Genomic DNA, 14,522 nt, shown 5'->3' with positions numbered 1-14,522 from the left:
TTAGCATTTAAACTTCAAACTAACAGTGCTACCAACTCCTGTTTGTGAAGTGGCGGATATTTCTATATCCATGGCTTGACACAAACGTTTTGTAATATCAAGTCCTATTCCAGTTCCACTATTTTGTTCTGTATAAGAGCGGTTAAATATCTCACTTGGATTTTTAATTCCGATACCATTATCTTCAATATATAAAATTCTATTTATAGAGTAAATTTTTATAAACCCATCTTGCTTGTTATACTTGCTCGCATTTGAGATGAGATTTGTAAGAACTTGAGAAAATGCATTTTTATTTACAGATACATAAAACTCTTTTAGCTCTATCTTGTACTCCAAATGCGTATATATTTTTTGATGAGTCAAGACTACATCTTCTATAATTTTAACGATATTTTGCTCGCTGACAAGCATAGTATCTTCTTGAAGTAGCGTAGTGAGGTTGTTGTGAAGTTCAGAAATATTTTCAACATTCTTTTTGATTCTACTAAGTGGCTTATTGCCGTTAAAATTACTGTTTTTCTCTAAAAGTTTCATATTTAAAAGTATAGAAGTAAGAGGTGTATTTAAGTCATGAATGAGATCTTTTGAAAAGTTATCTAGTTTTATGATTGCTTCTTGCATTGGTCTAAGTGCGCGAAGTGCAAGAAAATAACTAAGAAGAGCAAATATAAAAAGAAGAAGTATCTGTCCTGAGACAATTTCTACTTTGGTATAAAAAAGTTTTTTATAAAACTCCTGCTTGTTCTTTTTTACAAGTAGATAATCTCCATCCCAACTATATGGAATATATTTTTCAAAATGCTTCTCTTTAATCGTGAAGTTATTTATGTTAAAGTTTTCTATCTTTTTGTCTAACACCTCATAAGTAATAGAACTGTTCTTTGGTAGTTGTTGTTTCATTTTTAGTTGGCGAATGTAATCTATCATAGAAAAGTGTTCCTTTTCTATGAGCATCTGTTTTTGCTCTTGAAAATAGAAAAATCCAGATGCTAAGATAAGTATAGCTATGCTACCAAAGTAAGGAATAAAGAATTTTATATACGCTTTTTTCTCATGCTTTAACAAGTCTGTATCCTGTTCCTTTGATTGTCTGAATCTCTAAACCAACTTTTCGTAGTTTTGTTATGTAGACTCTCAAAACACCCTCACTAGACTCATTTACGCTGTCTAGTTCATGCAAGAGCTCTTGTTTTGCTACAGTCTCATTTAAACGTTTAAAAAATAAAGAGAGTAACTTTTTCTCTTGCGGAGCCAACGAGACAAGTGTTTTAGCATCTAGTAGTTCATTTGTTGAGATTTTATATATTAAAGAGTTATACTTTATTTCATTATTTAGAGTATGGTATGATTTTCTAATAAGCGCTTGTATTCTAACTAGAAGCTCATCAAAATGAAATGGTTTTTTTATGTAGTCATCTGCACCAACTTCAAAACCTCTAGAGAGCGAAGCGATATCATTTAGTGAGGTTAAAAATATACAAGGGGTTGTGTTACCTGAATTTCTTAACATTTTGAGTAATTCAAAACCATCAAAGTCGGGAATATTTACATCGACAAGCATAAGTTCAAACTCCGCAAGATAAGTCGCATCTAAGGCTTCATTGCCACTTCTGGCAAGTGTTAAATCATAACCCTCATCTTCAAGCAACTCTATGAGTGTCTCAGAGAGAATTTTATCATCTTCAACCAGTAGTATCTTAGCCATTTGCAACCTTATGTGTTTAGTGTTTAAATTATACCAAGCAACTACAAATGCAAACTTAACATAAATAAAAGTAAAATGATGACTTATACAATACCTAGATTAAATTCTAAAAAATTCAGCCGTCTACATTGAGGGGCTTTATAATCCGTTTATATTTTAGATTCTATAAAGGTTCCCATCTCAGCGACTATCTCTTCTATAGTCCCTTCGCCAGAAATCACTTTTAAAATGCCTTTATCGGTATAAAAAGATTGAATTTCATTTAGAGGTTCAATGTAAACTTTCATACGGTTGTCAAATACTTCTGTGTTGTCATCAGCACCGCGGGCACGACCCAGAACTCTATCGCGAGCAGTCTCTTCGCTAACAGCTACTTCTATAACACTCGCAAGCTCTAAAGATGAATCACTTCTTAGATACTCATCTAAAGCATTTAACTGCTCCATGCTTCTAGGGTATCCATCAATGATGATAATGTCAGTAGGGGCATTTTTAATAGCATTAGTAATTGTTTTGATAGCTACTGCAATAGGTACGATTAGACCTTTTGAGATATATTGGTCAATTTCGAGTCCAAGTTCACTCTTAGTTGCAACTTCTGCTCTAAGCATATCGCCGGTAGAGTAGTGTGTTATCTTGTCATTTTGCTCGGCTATTAATTCTGCATCTGTAGTTTTACCAGAGCCAGGTGCTCCGATAATTAAAAAAAGTTTTTTCAAAAAATAAATCCTTGAAGTTTTGAACTAACTTTTGCAAAAGTTAGCTTTAGTAGCCTAAGCGGCTGGAGCGGAGTAAAGGAAATTACTTTCCTTTACGGGACTATTTTACCTGTTCTCTAAGACGAATATGAAGGTCGCGAAGTTGAGTATTATCAACAGTACTTGGTGCTTTTGTAAGGATACAAGAAGCTTTTTGTGTTTTAGGAAATGCTATAACGTCACGGATGCTTGATTTTTTAGTGATAAGCATCATCATTCTATCAAAGCCTAATGCAAAACCACCATGTGGGGGTGCTCCAAACTTAAGTGCATCTAGTAAGAAACCAAATTTTTCTTGTGCTTCTTCTTCTTCGATTCCTAGAAGTTTAAATACTTCATTTTGTACGTCTTCTTTATGAATACGAATAGAACCACCACCAAGCTCAGTACCGTTTAGAACGATGTCATAAGCGATAGATTCTATATCTTCAACATCGTCTTTATCAGTATCTTTAGGCTGCGTAAATGGATGGTGAAGTGCTTTTACTCTTCCATCTTCAACTTCAAACATAGGAAAATCAACTACCCATACAAATTCATAAGCATCTCTATCTAAGATATTCATCTTTTCATGCTCAGCGATGAAGTTTCTAAATCTACCCATATAATCCCATACAGTTTTTTTATCGCCTGCACCGAAAAATACAACGTCACCAACTTGCATATCAAGTCTTTCAACCAATAGAGCTATATCTTCTTCACTAAAAAACTTAATAAGTGGACCTTTAAGACCGTCTTCTTTCATTTGGAAGTAACCAAGACCGTGTGCGCCGAACTGTCTTACAAAGTCTTCGAAGCTTTTCATCTCACGTTTAGAAAATACTAAGTCAGCACCAGGAACTTTAAGAGCTTTAATACGGTTAACATGTGGCTTTTTAGCGATGTTAGTAAAGATTTCATTATCACATCTCTCAAAAATATCGATAACGTCAACCATTTTAAGGTCATATCTTAAATCTGGTTTGTCAGAACCGTAAAATTCCATTGCATCGTTATGAGTAATACGGTTAAATGGAGCCTTAACATTGATGTCGCAAGCTTTGAACATTGCTTCAAGAAGATCTTCTGCAACTTTGATTACGTCTTCTTGATTACAAAAACTCATTTCAACATCTATCTGAGTGAACTCAGGTTGTCTGTCAGCTCTTAAATCTTCATCACGGAAACATTTAGCTATTTGAAAGTAACGATCAAATCCACCAACCATTAGAAGCTGCTTAAAAAGCTGTGGTGATTGTGGAAGAGCGTAAAACTCGCCATTGTGTACACGAGATGGAACTAGATAATCTCTAGCACCCTCTGGAGTTGATTTAGTGAGAATAGGAGTTTCAACTTCTAAGAAACCATTTGCATCAAGGATGTTTCTTGCTGCGATTGCTGCTTTAGAACGAAGACGAAATGTTTCATACATTGCAGGATCACGAAGCTCTAAGTAACGATACTTAAGTCTTGTCTCTTCACCAACATTAGGGTCACCGATTACAAAAGGAACCGGAGCACTTTTATTCTCAATGATAAGCTCTGTAACAATAATCTCAATAGCACCAGTTTTTAGCTTTGGATTTGTTAGACCTTCACCACGAAGACGAACTTTACCTTTAGCAATTAAAACATACTCATCACGAACTCCATCAGCAACTTTATGCGCCCCAGCACCATCTTCAGGGTCACATGTTAGTTGAATAAGACCTGTTTTATCACGTAAATCAATAAAAATAATCCCACCGTGGTCACGATGATTATTTGCCCAACCTGTTAGAACAACATCTTGTCCTACATTCTCTTCATTTAAATCTGTACAGTAATGACTTCTCAAAATATAGAATCCTATATAAAATTTTCGCGATTATATCTTAAAGTTACTTATATAACTATATGGCTCTATTTTTATTTCTTGAATAAAGCCATGCACAAAAAGTAAGGAGTACGAATAAACCGCAAATAAAATATAACTGTTCTACTTTAGTTGTGGCTTCATAATATATTATCAATATTGTTCCAATTAGCAGTCCTGCCATCGCAAGAATGGTTAAAAACAGGGAGGAGTTAGTTTTTTTATATATTTTATAGTTTGTATATGCCATTAAAAGCGAGACTAACAAAAAGGTCACACTGGCAAACTCTAAAATAACTTTTAAATTTCCAACCAGAATTAAAGCAAAAGCTAAAATAGACATTGTAACTATAGAATAGATTGGAATATTATTTTTTCTTTTAGTCAACAAGGCAGGAAAGTATCCATCTTTTGCTATAGCGGAGATTTGTCTTGAGGCACCAAAAAGAGTACCGCTTATTGCACTGCTGGTTGCCAGCATCGCACCGATTACTACCAAATCTGTTCCCCAATGCCCCAATATTTTATCAGCTCCTGAAGCTAGAGCATACTCTTGGTTCTTTATAATATCATCAAGAGGTATAGCTAGTATGGCTCCAATGGAAAGAACAAGATAGATTATGATTGCTATAATTACAGCGATATAGATTGATTTAGGAATATTTACCTCTGGTTTGTCCATCTCATTGACAGCATTGATAACAAGCTGAAATCCCTCAAAAGCAACAAAAGTAAGTGAAGCAACAATTAAAATAGATAAAATGCTTATATCACCGCTATCTTTTAGTAAAATTGGAATAGTCGTATTTGAATTATTGACAAGCACAAAAGAGATAACTACTAAAATTATAAGTTTAGTGTAAACCATAATATCTTCTACTTTTCCCATCCCTTTTACGCTCCAAATATTTATAAGTGTAAAAATGACAATAATAAATCCAGCCACTGCTTTTCTCATCCACTCGCTATCAGCAAACTCAAAACCACTAATGGCATATGAAGCAAAGGTATAAGCATATAGCGCCAAGGTGCTAATATAGCCAAAAATCACCCACCAGCCAACAAGAGATGCACCAAATTGATGTTTAGGAAATGTTCTTTTAAAAAAGGAGTAAGTTGCCCCTTCATCTTTGTAGTATATGGCAAGCTTGATGTATGGATAGACTGCTAAAATAGCAAGCAAACCACCAATAATAAATGCTACTGGAGTGAAAATACCTATCATAGATACTGAAATACCCAAAACTGTGAAAATTCCGCCACCTATCATTCCACCAAGAGCAATAGCAACTAGCTCAAGCAGTCCTAAGACTTTATCTCTTTTTCTATGGATACCATTATTCAAAATAATTCCTAATTTCATAATAGAGCACTTTTTAGTACTCACTTATACCCTAACATAGTTGTCATCATGCTCTATAGCTTTTATCTAATGCTATTGTAGCTATGGATAAGGTAAAATCCCCTTAAAAAGATTTTTAATTCACATGACAATTTGCAATATTTTTATTTTTTTAACTACAAAAGTGTATAATAAGTGAAAAATAATTAATAGTGAGTCATTTTGCAAGCAAATAATATAAAAAAGATTGGTGTTCTTTTGAGACCATCGACTCCAGAACTTAAAAATAGCTATTACATACTTGAGAAAGTTTTTAAAAAGTATGGTATTGATGTTTATCTAGATAGTATTAGTGGAGCTATGATTGACATTATGGGGATGGAATTTGATGTATTATGTGAATATGTAGATGCTCTGGTTACTCTTGGAGGTGATGGTACACTTATCTCTGCCGTTAGAAGATCTTTTAAATATGACATCCCTGTTTTAGGCGTTTATGCTGGTAGTCTAGGTTTTCTCGCAGATGTAGATTTGGATGAACTTGATGAATTTGTAAACAATATGGTTAAAGGCAAAGTTAGAGTAGATGAGCGTTCTGTTTTAGAGGTTAGAATTGTGAGTGAAAATTCTGAGAAAAAGATGTACGCTTTTAATGATATGGTATTAACTCGTCCTTCGGTTTCAAATATGATGCATATTGAAACATTAGTAGATAAAAAAGCCTTTAATACTTACTATGGAGATGGTGTAATTGTTGCAACTCCAACAGGCTCTACTGCATATAATGTTTCAGCTGGAGGACCAGTTCTCTTTCCTTTGTCTAAAGTTTTCGTACTTACTCCTATTTGCCCTCACTCTTTAACGCAAAGGCCTGTTGTGCTTCCAGGTGAATTCTCAATTGAGATGAAAACACCAGAACCTAGAGCCTTAGTAATCATAGATGGTCAAGATATGCATGAACTAGATAAAGATCAAAGTGTTCATATAAAGTTAGCAACAAGAACTGCAAAACTTATCCACAGAGAAGAGTTTAACTACTTTGATGTATTAAAAGAGAAGCTTGGTTGGGGAGAATAGAGATGATAGAAAGATTTTATCTTAAAGATTATCTTAGTTTTAGAGAAATAGAGTTAAATCCAACTGCTGGGTTAGTGGTTTTTACAGGTCCAAGTGGTAGCGGTAAATCTATACTTATGAAGGCGATACTCTCATCTTTGGGTACAGACTCTTGTGAAGCATCTTTATGTGAATCTAGTGTTACATGGGAGTTGGATTCGAGTGAGACTGGTATCGATAATGATGATATAAATATATTTAAACACATAAAAAAAGAGAAATCAAGATACTTCATAAACAATCAAAGTGTTTCTAGAAAAGCTATTTCTGAACTCTCTTCAAACTACCTTAAACACTTAAGTTTAAAAGATTTTAGTGACTTTGAAAATGAAAACTTAATCTCAATCATAGATACAAGAATCCAAAATAAATCTACAGATATTTACAGTCTCAAATATGAGTATGAAAAGTCATTTGTAGAACATAAAAAAGTAAAAATAGAACTTGATAAAATCGAAGAAGAAGAACGTAAAATAGTAGAACTTAAAGAATTTGCAACTTTTGAGATAAATAAGATTCAAGAGATAGACCCTAAAGTATCCGAAGATGAAGAGTTGCTAGAGATAAAAAAAGAGCTTTCTCGTAAAGAGAAAGTTTTGGAGACTATATCTTTGGCAAATGTTATTTTTGATAGTGAACACTTCGTAAACACTGCCTTAGATGCTCTAGATGCACAGAGTTCGTTTTTTGATGACAGCATGAATGAGTTAAGAGCGCTTTTTGATAGTGCGGAAGCAAAGTTTAATGCACTTGAAGATGTAGATATAGAAGAGGTTTTAAACCGTATAGAAGAGCTTAGCTCTCTTAAGAGAAGATATGGAAGCATAGAAGAAGCTCTAGCGTATAAAGAGCAAAAAATTATCGAACTCACAAAGTATGAAAATATTGAGATAACAAAAGATGAACTAGTTAAAAAAGAGGCTATTTTAAGTAAAGAAGTACAAAAACTTTCTGATTCTCTAACAAAACTAAGAAGATTAGAGCTTTCAACATTTACTGATGATTTAAACAGATATTTGAAGGATTTATATCTAAGAGATGCTCAAGTATCTATGCAAGAGATAGCGCTTAATAGTTATGGAAAAGATGAGATATTAATTAATTTGAATCATACTCAATTAAATAAAGTAAGTACTGGAGAGTTTAATAGACTTCGTCTTGCAATTCTAGCCTTAAAGTCTGAGTTTATGAGCCAAAATGGCGGTGTATTGATGCTTGATGAGATAGATGCAAATCTCAGTGGTGAGGAATCTATGAGTGTTGCAAAGGTTTTAAGACAATTATCTAAACATTTTCAAATCTTTGTGATTTCTCATCAGCCACAGCTTACATCTATGGGTGAGCAGCACTTCTTAGTGCATAAAAATGAAGATGAGTCTATGGTTAAAGAGCTTAGTTTTGATGATAGGATAGATGAAATAGCTAGGATAATAAGCGGTGATAGCGTTTCGAATGAGGCTAAAAGTTTTGCAAAAGAGCTGTTGGAGGCAAGCAGATGATAATAGACACACATATTCATCTAGATGATTCTAGATATAACGATGACTTGGATGAAGTCTTGGATAGAGCGAGAGAGGGTGGTGTGAAGAGATTTATTATACCTGGTGCTCATCCAGATACGCTAGAGAGAGCTTTGGAAATAGTTGAAGCAAATAGTGATGTCTATTTTGCAGTAGGCGTGCATCCTTATGATATAGAGTCATTTGACGCACTTGACTTTGATAAATATGTAAAACACGATAAGTGTGTAGCTATTGGAGAATGTGGACTAGACTATTTTAGACTTGAAGGTAGTGATGAGGATAAACTAAAAGAAAAAGAGCGTCAAAAAGAAGTCTTTAGAGCGCAAATAGAGCTTGCTAAAAAATATAAAAAGCCTCTTATTGTTCATATTAGAGATGCCTCTAGAGATTCAAAAGAAATACTAGAAGCCTCAGATGCTAAGGAAGTTGGCGGAGTTTTGCACTGTTATAATGCTGATGAAGAACTTTTATCTTTAGCAAAAGAGGGTTTTTATTTTGGTATAGGAGGTGTATTGACCTTTAAAAATGCAAAGAAATTAGTCAATGTTTTAGAAAAAATACCTCAAGATAAACTTCTTATAGAAACAGATGGACCATATCTAACTCCAACACCACATCGTGGGGAGAGAAATGAACCTTTTTATACTACTTTTGTAGCACAAAAAATATCTGAACTTTTGGATATTCCACTTAAAAATATTAAGGACACAACTACACAAAATGCTCAAAAACTCTTTTCTTTACGCTGATATTAATGTTTTTTTGGGTAAAATCTAGACTTTAAAATTTAAAATTAGAGTTATTGAATGATAAAATATTTTCTTCTACTTTTTTTACCAATCCTGCTTAGTGCTAATTTAACATATGTTTTCAATCACAACAAGGAAGTGGCTCTTTTGGAGTCATTTGACATTGAGGCTTCTTTTCTTTATGACCCAATAATGAATCAAATGAAGACTAAAAAGTCTACAATTAAAAAGAATAAATACTTCTTTAAAGCTATGGATGAGGCATATACTTTTATTCCGGCTATAAAAAGTATCTTGGCAAAACATGGCATTCCTCCAGAATTTTTATATCTTGCTATGGCAGAGTCTAACTTCTCAACTAGAGCTTATTCAAAAAAAAGAGCATCTGGGTTATGGCAGTTTATGCCAGCAACAGGAAAAATTTATGGACTAAAAATTGATGAGTATGTTGATGAGAGACGTGATCTTATTAAGTCAACTGAAGCAGCAGCAAAATACCTCTCACAGTTACATAAAAGATTTGGTAAGTGGTACTTAGCTGCTATAGCTTATAACTGTGGTGGTGGTAGATTAAATAATGCTATAAGAAAAGCTGGCAGTGATGAACTATCAATATTGCTTGACCCAAAAAAGAAGTATATTCCAAGAGAGAGCAGGTTTTACATAAGAAAAATTGTTGCACTTGCTATGATTGGTCAAGATGAGCAGTTTTTAATGCATAGTGAGTATGAACATCTTTTAAATCGTGCAAATGCTTACTCAATTTCAACTGTACGGCTATCAAGCGGTGATTCAATAAGAAGACTATCAAAAATGATAGGTATTCCACTAATAGAGTTAAAAAAACTAAATAGACATTTAAAATATGACTTTGTGCCTCCATATGCAAAAGGCTATGATGTCTATATTCCGTATATAAAACTAAATGAGTTTAAACGTAAATATACTCCAGAGCCTATGAAAAACATATATAAGGTTCATGTAGTTAAAAGCGGTGATAACTTATCTAAAATTGGAAAAAGATATGGTGTTTCATATAGAGTTATTAAAGATTTTAATAAACTTAAAAATTATCGCTTAAGCTTAAGACAAAGACTTATTATCCCGATAGATAGTAGAATAAAATCTAAAAAAATTGATACGAGACACTACTATATGGTTAAAAAAGGAGATACTTTAGAATCTATCTCTAAAGCTTATAAGGTTAGTGTTCAAAACCTTAAACTACAAAATCATCTTCGAGGCAGTTTAATCAGAATAGGGGACAGGTTAAAAATAAATGAATAGACTAATATCTGTACTGTTAATTTTATTTATACTATTTTTTACTGCATGTAGTACTAGAGGTAAGCGTGTTTATAATGGAGATAAATACTCTCCACCTAAATCTTATTCAGATGATAAAAATGCTCATAGCTCTGTTATGGATAATAAAACATACTCACATCCTACTATGAGACCTTATGTTATTAGAGGTATAAGATATTATCCAACGGTTGTAAGTGTTGGCGATGAGTTCGATGGTAGAGCTAGTTGGTATGGTCCTGATTTTCATGGAAAACATACTTCTAACGGTGAAATATATAATATGTATGATATGACAGCTGCACATAAAACGCTGCCAATGAACACTATTGTAAAGGTTACAAATATTGATAATGACATGAGTACTGTTGTTAGAATTAATGATAGAGGACCTTTTATAGATACCAGAATTATAGATTTATCAAAATCAGCCGCTAGTAAAATAAACATGATTGGAACTGGAACAGCACGTGTAAACATAGAAATTTTAGGTTTTGAGTCAAAAGGAAAAAAGAAAATTCCAACAAAAAAAGAGTTGAAAAAATCACCTCAGATAGCACCTGTAGATGGATTTGCTTTGCAAATAGCCTCTTTTTCAAAAGTTGAAGGTGCTTTAAAAGTACAAGAAGATAATGACAATATAGATGGATATAAAACAATTATAAAAGATATGGAAAATAAAGATGGTAGAATATTTAAAGTCTGGTTAAAAGGCTTTAAAAGTGAGCAAGAAGCAAGAGATTACAAAGCACAAGGGCATTTTGAGAATGCATTTATAGTAAGAGAGGATTAAATATGATTAGTAAAAGCAGAAAAACAAAAGAAACAGATATTACAATTTCATTAGAGTTATATGGAAAAGGCGGGAGTAAAATAGATACAGGTGTTGGCTTTTTAGATCATATGCTTGAGAGCTTCTCTAAACACTCACTTATTGATATGAACATAAAATGTGTTGGAGATACTCATATAGATGATCACCACAGCGTAGAAGATGTTGGAATTGTTCTTGGATCTTTAATAGCAGATGCTATATATCCTGTAGAGAACATGGAAAGATTTGGTAGTGCTAATATTGTAATGGATGAAGCATGCGTCTCTTGTGACTTAGACTTAAGCAATAGACCATTTTTGGTTTACGAGTCTGATGTAGCTGGCAAGGTCGGTAATTTTGATACTGAACTTGTTGAGGAATTCTTTAGAGCCTTAGTGCTGAATGCAAGAATAAGTACGCATATTATAGCTCTTAGAGGAAGAAATAAGCATCATATTATTGAAGCTTCGTTTAAAGCTCTAGCTGTTGCTATACGTCGTGCAACTACAAAGAATGAAAGAGTTGGTATCCCTAGCACTAAAGATGTTTTATGATTAAGTTGATTATTTTGGATGTTGATGGCTGTTTAACTGATGGAAAATTAATATATTCGGCAGAAGCAATAGAAAGTAAGAGCTTTAATGTAAAAGATGGTCTTGGTATTTCATCGTGGATAAAAATGGGTAATCAAGTTGCTATCATAACTGGAAGAAACTCTAAAATAGTTCAAAGAAGAGCCCAAGAACTTGGCATTCAGCATATTCATCAGGGAATAAGAGATAAAGATAGAGTCCTAAAAGAGCTGGTTGAGTTACTTGGTCTTAACTTTTATGAAGTTGGGGCTATTGGAGATGATTTAAATGACTACAACATGTTAAGTCTAGTTGGTAAAAGTTTTACACCCAATGATGGTGTAAAAGAGATTAAAGAGATAGTAAACAAGGTTTTAACTAATAATGGCGGTGATGGTGCTGTTAGAGAGATGATAGATACTTTGGTTGATGAAAATGATCAAAGAGAAGAGTTTATGAAAGTTTGGATGATAGATTGAATATAAATATATTTTTTATCGCTATTTCATTCGGCCTTTTGATGATATTTATTGGCTTTAAACCATTAGATATCAAGCAAAGAAAGTTTGTTGATGTTCCACTTTTCCAGCTTGAAACTTTTACTCTTCATGAATTAAGCCAAAAGGGCTTGATAACCCTTATGAAGGGCTCCAAAGCAACTAGATATAGCAATCGCTACAAAGTTGACAACATAGATTATACAGATAATTCTAAAGAATTTATTGCTAATATGAGAGCTGATAATGGATTATATATGGATAAGGAAGATATCATAGATTTAAAAGGCAATGTAATTTACAATAGAGAAGATGGTCTAATTTTTGAATCAGACGAAGCTACTTACAATAAGAAAAGTGCAATTGCACATACGAATAAAGACTACGTTATGTACAGAGGCGATAATATAGTTGTAGGTACTTCAGTTATTTATGATAACCGTCTCAATAGAGTGGAATCTAAAAACGTAGTAGCAAAATACCAAATACAAGAGAGATAATTATGAAATTTTTAACAATTATGACAATATTTTTAGCATCGGCTTTAATATCGCAGGAGTTAAGGATAAAAGCAAATCAATTTGATGCAGATGAAAAAACAGGAGTTTCTGTATTTCAAGGAAAAGTTAACATCATCAAGGGTAATGATGAGCTTAATGCAACAAAAGTAACCGTATATGCAGATGCTGAGCATCAACCTACTAAGTATATAGCAGAGGGTGATGTTTCATTTAATATAGAGACTAAAAAAGGTTCTCTTTATCAGGGTGTAGCAGGAAAAGTTATCTATATGCCTATTATCAAAGAGTATCACTTCTTCAGAGATGTTCATTTAAAACAGATAGATGAGAAAAAAGAGATTATAGGTGACGAAGTTGTGCTAAAGACCATTGAAGGTAAAGCATACGCAAGAGGGGCTACAAAAGAGCCTGTTATAATGATCTTTAAGATGCCAGATGAGAAGGAAGAAAAATGATTGAAATCGTAGATGCAAAGTTTATTACATCTGCACCAAATATAAGTGGTGCACCTGAAACAGATGAACAAAATGAAGTTGTTTTTATGGCGCGTTCTAATGTTGGTAAAAGTTCTCTTTTAAATGCACTTACAAATCATAAAGGCCTAGCTAAAGTTTCTTCTACACCTGGTAAAACAAGACTTATTAACTATTTTGATGTTACTTTTATAGATAGAGAAAATTCTCAAAAAAGTATTGCAAAATTTGTAGATTTGCCTGGCTTTGGTTATGCGAAGGTTTCAAAGTCAATAAAATATGATTGGGAGAAAAATTTAACTGATTATATCTCTCAAAGAGAGCAAATAAAGCTTTTTATTCATCTTATTGATTGCAGACATCCTGATCTTGATATAGATACTTCCGTAAGTGAATTTTTATTTGATAATTGCAGTGAAAATCAATATATACTTCAAATCTTCACAAAGATAGACAAATTAAACCAAAAAGAGCAAAATGCGCTGAGAAAAAGATTTCCAGATGCTATGATGGTCTCTAGCTCCAAGAAAAAAGGAATGCAAAAAGCCATTAAAGTTATTCACGATATTTTGCATGAATATGATTCAGAACAAGAGGAAGCTAATGATTAATTATCAAAAAGCAAAGCTTAGCGACATAAAAAAGATGCAAGAGCTTGTTTTGCCTGAGATAGAATCAGGAATTATATTAAACAGAAGTAATGATGAAGTTGCTACTAATATAAGGTCTTATACTCTATGTTTAAAAGACAATGAACTGATAGGTTTTTGTGCTTTACATATTCATACAGAATATCTAGCAGAAATCAGATCGTTAATAGTAAAAGAAGGCTTTAGAGGACAAAAAATAGGTGAAAATCTTGTTAAAACTTGCCTTGATGAAGCTGTTGGTTTAGGACTACAAAAAGTTCTATGTCTAACATATAGACAACCTTTCTTTGAAAGATTAGGTTTCGTTGAAATCTCAAAAGAGTCCCTCCCTGAACATAAGATTTGGGCCGATTGTATTAAATGTAAACATTTCCCAGTATGCAACGAAGTATCTCTAATCAAAACTCTTTAGTACCTTTCATATATGTGCTATTATTTATAGCATATGAAAGTCTAAGCAGCATCTATTTATTTTTACCACCTCTCTTTGCCGTACTTTTTGTACTTTTTGTAGATGCACTAAAAAGAGAAGATAGTCTTGCTATTTTTTTAATAGCTTTTTGTTTAGTCATTTTTGAATCTCAAATGGGCTATCCACTCTTTAGTTCTATTATTTACCTCGGTCTGATTTATAAGTTTGTTATACCTAGATTAAAGAAA

The 14,522-nt window shown here is 33.0% G+C and carries 16 protein-coding genes; 11 read left to right on the top strand and 5 right to left on the bottom strand.

Going from position 1 to position 14,522, the window contains the following annotated elements:
- The 5 genes from ACLHDE_RS07325 to ACLHDE_RS07305 form a co-directional block, all read right to left on the bottom strand.
- On the bottom strand, nt 1-1,068 hold the full coding sequence (locus ACLHDE_RS07325) for a sensor histidine kinase (RefSeq protein WP_415395770.1): 1,068 nt from the start codon (nt 1,066-1,068) through the stop codon (nt 1-3).
- Nucleotides 1,055-1,708 carry a response regulator transcription factor gene (locus ACLHDE_RS07320; RefSeq protein ID WP_415395769.1) on the bottom strand — a complete coding sequence of 218 codons (654 nt, stop codon included), beginning with the start codon at nt 1,706-1,708 and terminating at the stop codon, nt 1,055-1,057. Before ACLHDE_RS07320 ends, ACLHDE_RS07325 begins: the two co-directional genes overlap by 14 nt.
- A gap of 149 nt (nt 1,709-1,857) precedes the next feature.
- Nucleotides 1,858-2,427, bottom strand: coding sequence for an adenylate kinase (locus tag ACLHDE_RS07315; RefSeq protein ID WP_415395768.1), 570 nt, complete (start codon nt 2,425-2,427; stop codon nt 1,858-1,860).
- 100 nt (nt 2,428-2,527) lie between these two features.
- Complete coding sequence (gene aspS / locus ACLHDE_RS07310; RefSeq protein ID WP_415395767.1) at nt 2,528-4,282, bottom strand: aspartate--tRNA ligase; 1,755 nt, start codon at nt 4,280-4,282, stop codon at nt 2,528-2,530.
- A gap of 55 nt (nt 4,283-4,337) precedes the next feature.
- On the bottom strand, nt 4,338-5,645 hold the full coding sequence (locus ACLHDE_RS07305) for an APC family permease (protein WP_415395766.1): 1,308 nt from the start codon (nt 5,643-5,645) through the stop codon (nt 4,338-4,340).
- A gap of 219 nt (nt 5,646-5,864) precedes the next feature.
- Here ACLHDE_RS07305 and ACLHDE_RS07300 point away from each other — a divergent pair, with 219 nt between their 5' ends.
- Genes ACLHDE_RS07300 through ACLHDE_RS07250 form a run of 11 tightly spaced genes read left to right on the top strand, consistent with a single transcriptional unit; the run spans nt 5,865 to nt 14,274 of the window.
- The gene (locus ACLHDE_RS07300; protein WP_415395765.1) at nt 5,865-6,719 is read left to right on the top strand and encodes an NAD(+)/NADH kinase; all 855 of its coding nucleotides are present in this window, start codon (nt 5,865-5,867) and stop codon (nt 6,717-6,719) included.
- A gap of 2 nt (nt 6,720-6,721) precedes the next feature.
- The gene (locus tag ACLHDE_RS07295; protein WP_415395764.1) at nt 6,722-8,257 is read left to right on the top strand and encodes an ATPase; all 1,536 of its coding nucleotides are present in this window, start codon (nt 6,722-6,724) and stop codon (nt 8,255-8,257) included.
- Nucleotides 8,254-9,030 carry a TatD family hydrolase gene (locus ACLHDE_RS07290; protein ID WP_415395763.1) on the top strand — a complete coding sequence of 259 codons (777 nt, stop codon included), beginning with the start codon at nt 8,254-8,256 and terminating at the stop codon, nt 9,028-9,030. Before ACLHDE_RS07295 ends, ACLHDE_RS07290 begins: the two co-directional genes overlap by 4 nt.
- Before the next feature lie 57 nt (nt 9,031-9,087).
- Nucleotides 9,088-10,317, top strand: a complete 1,230-nt coding sequence (locus tag ACLHDE_RS07285; protein WP_415395762.1) for a LysM peptidoglycan-binding domain-containing protein — start codon at nt 9,088-9,090, stop codon at nt 10,315-10,317.
- Nucleotides 10,310-11,128, top strand: coding sequence for a septal ring lytic transglycosylase RlpA family protein (locus tag ACLHDE_RS07280; RefSeq protein ID WP_415395761.1), 819 nt, complete (start codon nt 10,310-10,312; stop codon nt 11,126-11,128). The genes ACLHDE_RS07285 and ACLHDE_RS07280 overlap by 8 nt, the downstream gene beginning before the upstream one ends.
- Before the next feature lie 2 nt (nt 11,129-11,130).
- Complete coding sequence (hisB, locus tag ACLHDE_RS07275) at nt 11,131-11,703, top strand: imidazoleglycerol-phosphate dehydratase HisB (protein ID WP_415395760.1); 573 nt, start codon at nt 11,131-11,133, stop codon at nt 11,701-11,703.
- Nucleotides 11,700-12,200, top strand: coding sequence for a KdsC family phosphatase (locus tag ACLHDE_RS07270; RefSeq protein ID WP_415395759.1), 501 nt, complete (start codon nt 11,700-11,702; stop codon nt 12,198-12,200). The genes hisB and ACLHDE_RS07270 overlap by 4 nt, the downstream gene beginning before the upstream one ends.
- A complete protein-coding gene (gene lptC / locus ACLHDE_RS07265; protein ID WP_415395758.1) occupies nt 12,197-12,718 on the top strand; it encodes an LPS export ABC transporter periplasmic protein LptC in 522 nt (173 codons plus the stop codon). The genes ACLHDE_RS07270 and lptC overlap by 4 nt, the downstream gene beginning before the upstream one ends.
- 2 nt (nt 12,719-12,720) lie before the next feature.
- Complete coding sequence (lptA, locus tag ACLHDE_RS07260; RefSeq protein ID WP_415395757.1) at nt 12,721-13,194, top strand: lipopolysaccharide transport periplasmic protein LptA; 474 nt, start codon at nt 12,721-12,723, stop codon at nt 13,192-13,194.
- Nucleotides 13,191-13,823: a ribosome biogenesis GTP-binding protein YihA/YsxC gene (gene yihA, locus ACLHDE_RS07255; RefSeq protein ID WP_415395756.1), complete on the top strand. Its 633-nt coding sequence runs from the start codon at nt 13,191-13,193 to the stop codon at nt 13,821-13,823. Before lptA ends, yihA begins: the two co-directional genes overlap by 4 nt.
- Complete coding sequence (locus tag ACLHDE_RS07250; RefSeq protein ID WP_415395755.1) at nt 13,816-14,274, top strand: N-acetyltransferase; 459 nt, start codon at nt 13,816-13,818, stop codon at nt 14,272-14,274. Before yihA ends, ACLHDE_RS07250 begins: the two co-directional genes overlap by 8 nt.
- The last annotated feature ends 248 nt before the right edge of the window (nt 14,275-14,522 follow it).

It is taken from the genome of Sulfurimonas iocasae (genome assembly GCF_047716755.1).
Lineage (GTDB): Bacteria > Campylobacterota > Campylobacteria > Campylobacterales > Sulfurimonadaceae > Sulfurimonas.
The sequence above is the reverse complement of the archived record's forward strand: the minus strand, read 5'-3'. Positions and strand labels throughout refer to the sequence as shown.

Coding starts and splice junctions, on each gene's coding strand:
- yihA (WP_415395756.1), top strand. CDS start 13,191: ATGATTGAAATCGTAGATGCAAAGTTTATTACATCTGCACCAAATATA.
- ACLHDE_RS07320 (WP_415395769.1), bottom strand. CDS start 1,708: ATGGCTAAGATACTACTGGTTGAAGATGATAAAATTCTCTCTGAGACA.
- hisB (WP_415395760.1), top strand. CDS start 11,131: ATGATTAGTAAAAGCAGAAAAACAAAAGAAACAGATATTACAATTTCA.
- ACLHDE_RS07280 (WP_415395761.1), top strand. CDS start 10,310: ATGAATAGACTAATATCTGTACTGTTAATTTTATTTATACTATTTTTT.
- ACLHDE_RS07290 (WP_415395763.1), top strand. CDS start 8,254: ATGATAATAGACACACATATTCATCTAGATGATTCTAGATATAACGAT.
- ACLHDE_RS07295 (WP_415395764.1), top strand. CDS start 6,722: ATGATAGAAAGATTTTATCTTAAAGATTATCTTAGTTTTAGAGAAATA.
- ACLHDE_RS07285 (WP_415395762.1), top strand. CDS start 9,088: ATGATAAAATATTTTCTTCTACTTTTTTTACCAATCCTGCTTAGTGCT.
- ACLHDE_RS07250 (WP_415395755.1), top strand. CDS start 13,816: ATGATTAATTATCAAAAAGCAAAGCTTAGCGACATAAAAAAGATGCAA.
- lptA (WP_415395757.1), top strand. CDS start 12,721: ATGAAATTTTTAACAATTATGACAATATTTTTAGCATCGGCTTTAATA.
- ACLHDE_RS07270 (WP_415395759.1), top strand. CDS start 11,700: ATGATTAAGTTGATTATTTTGGATGTTGATGGCTGTTTAACTGATGGA.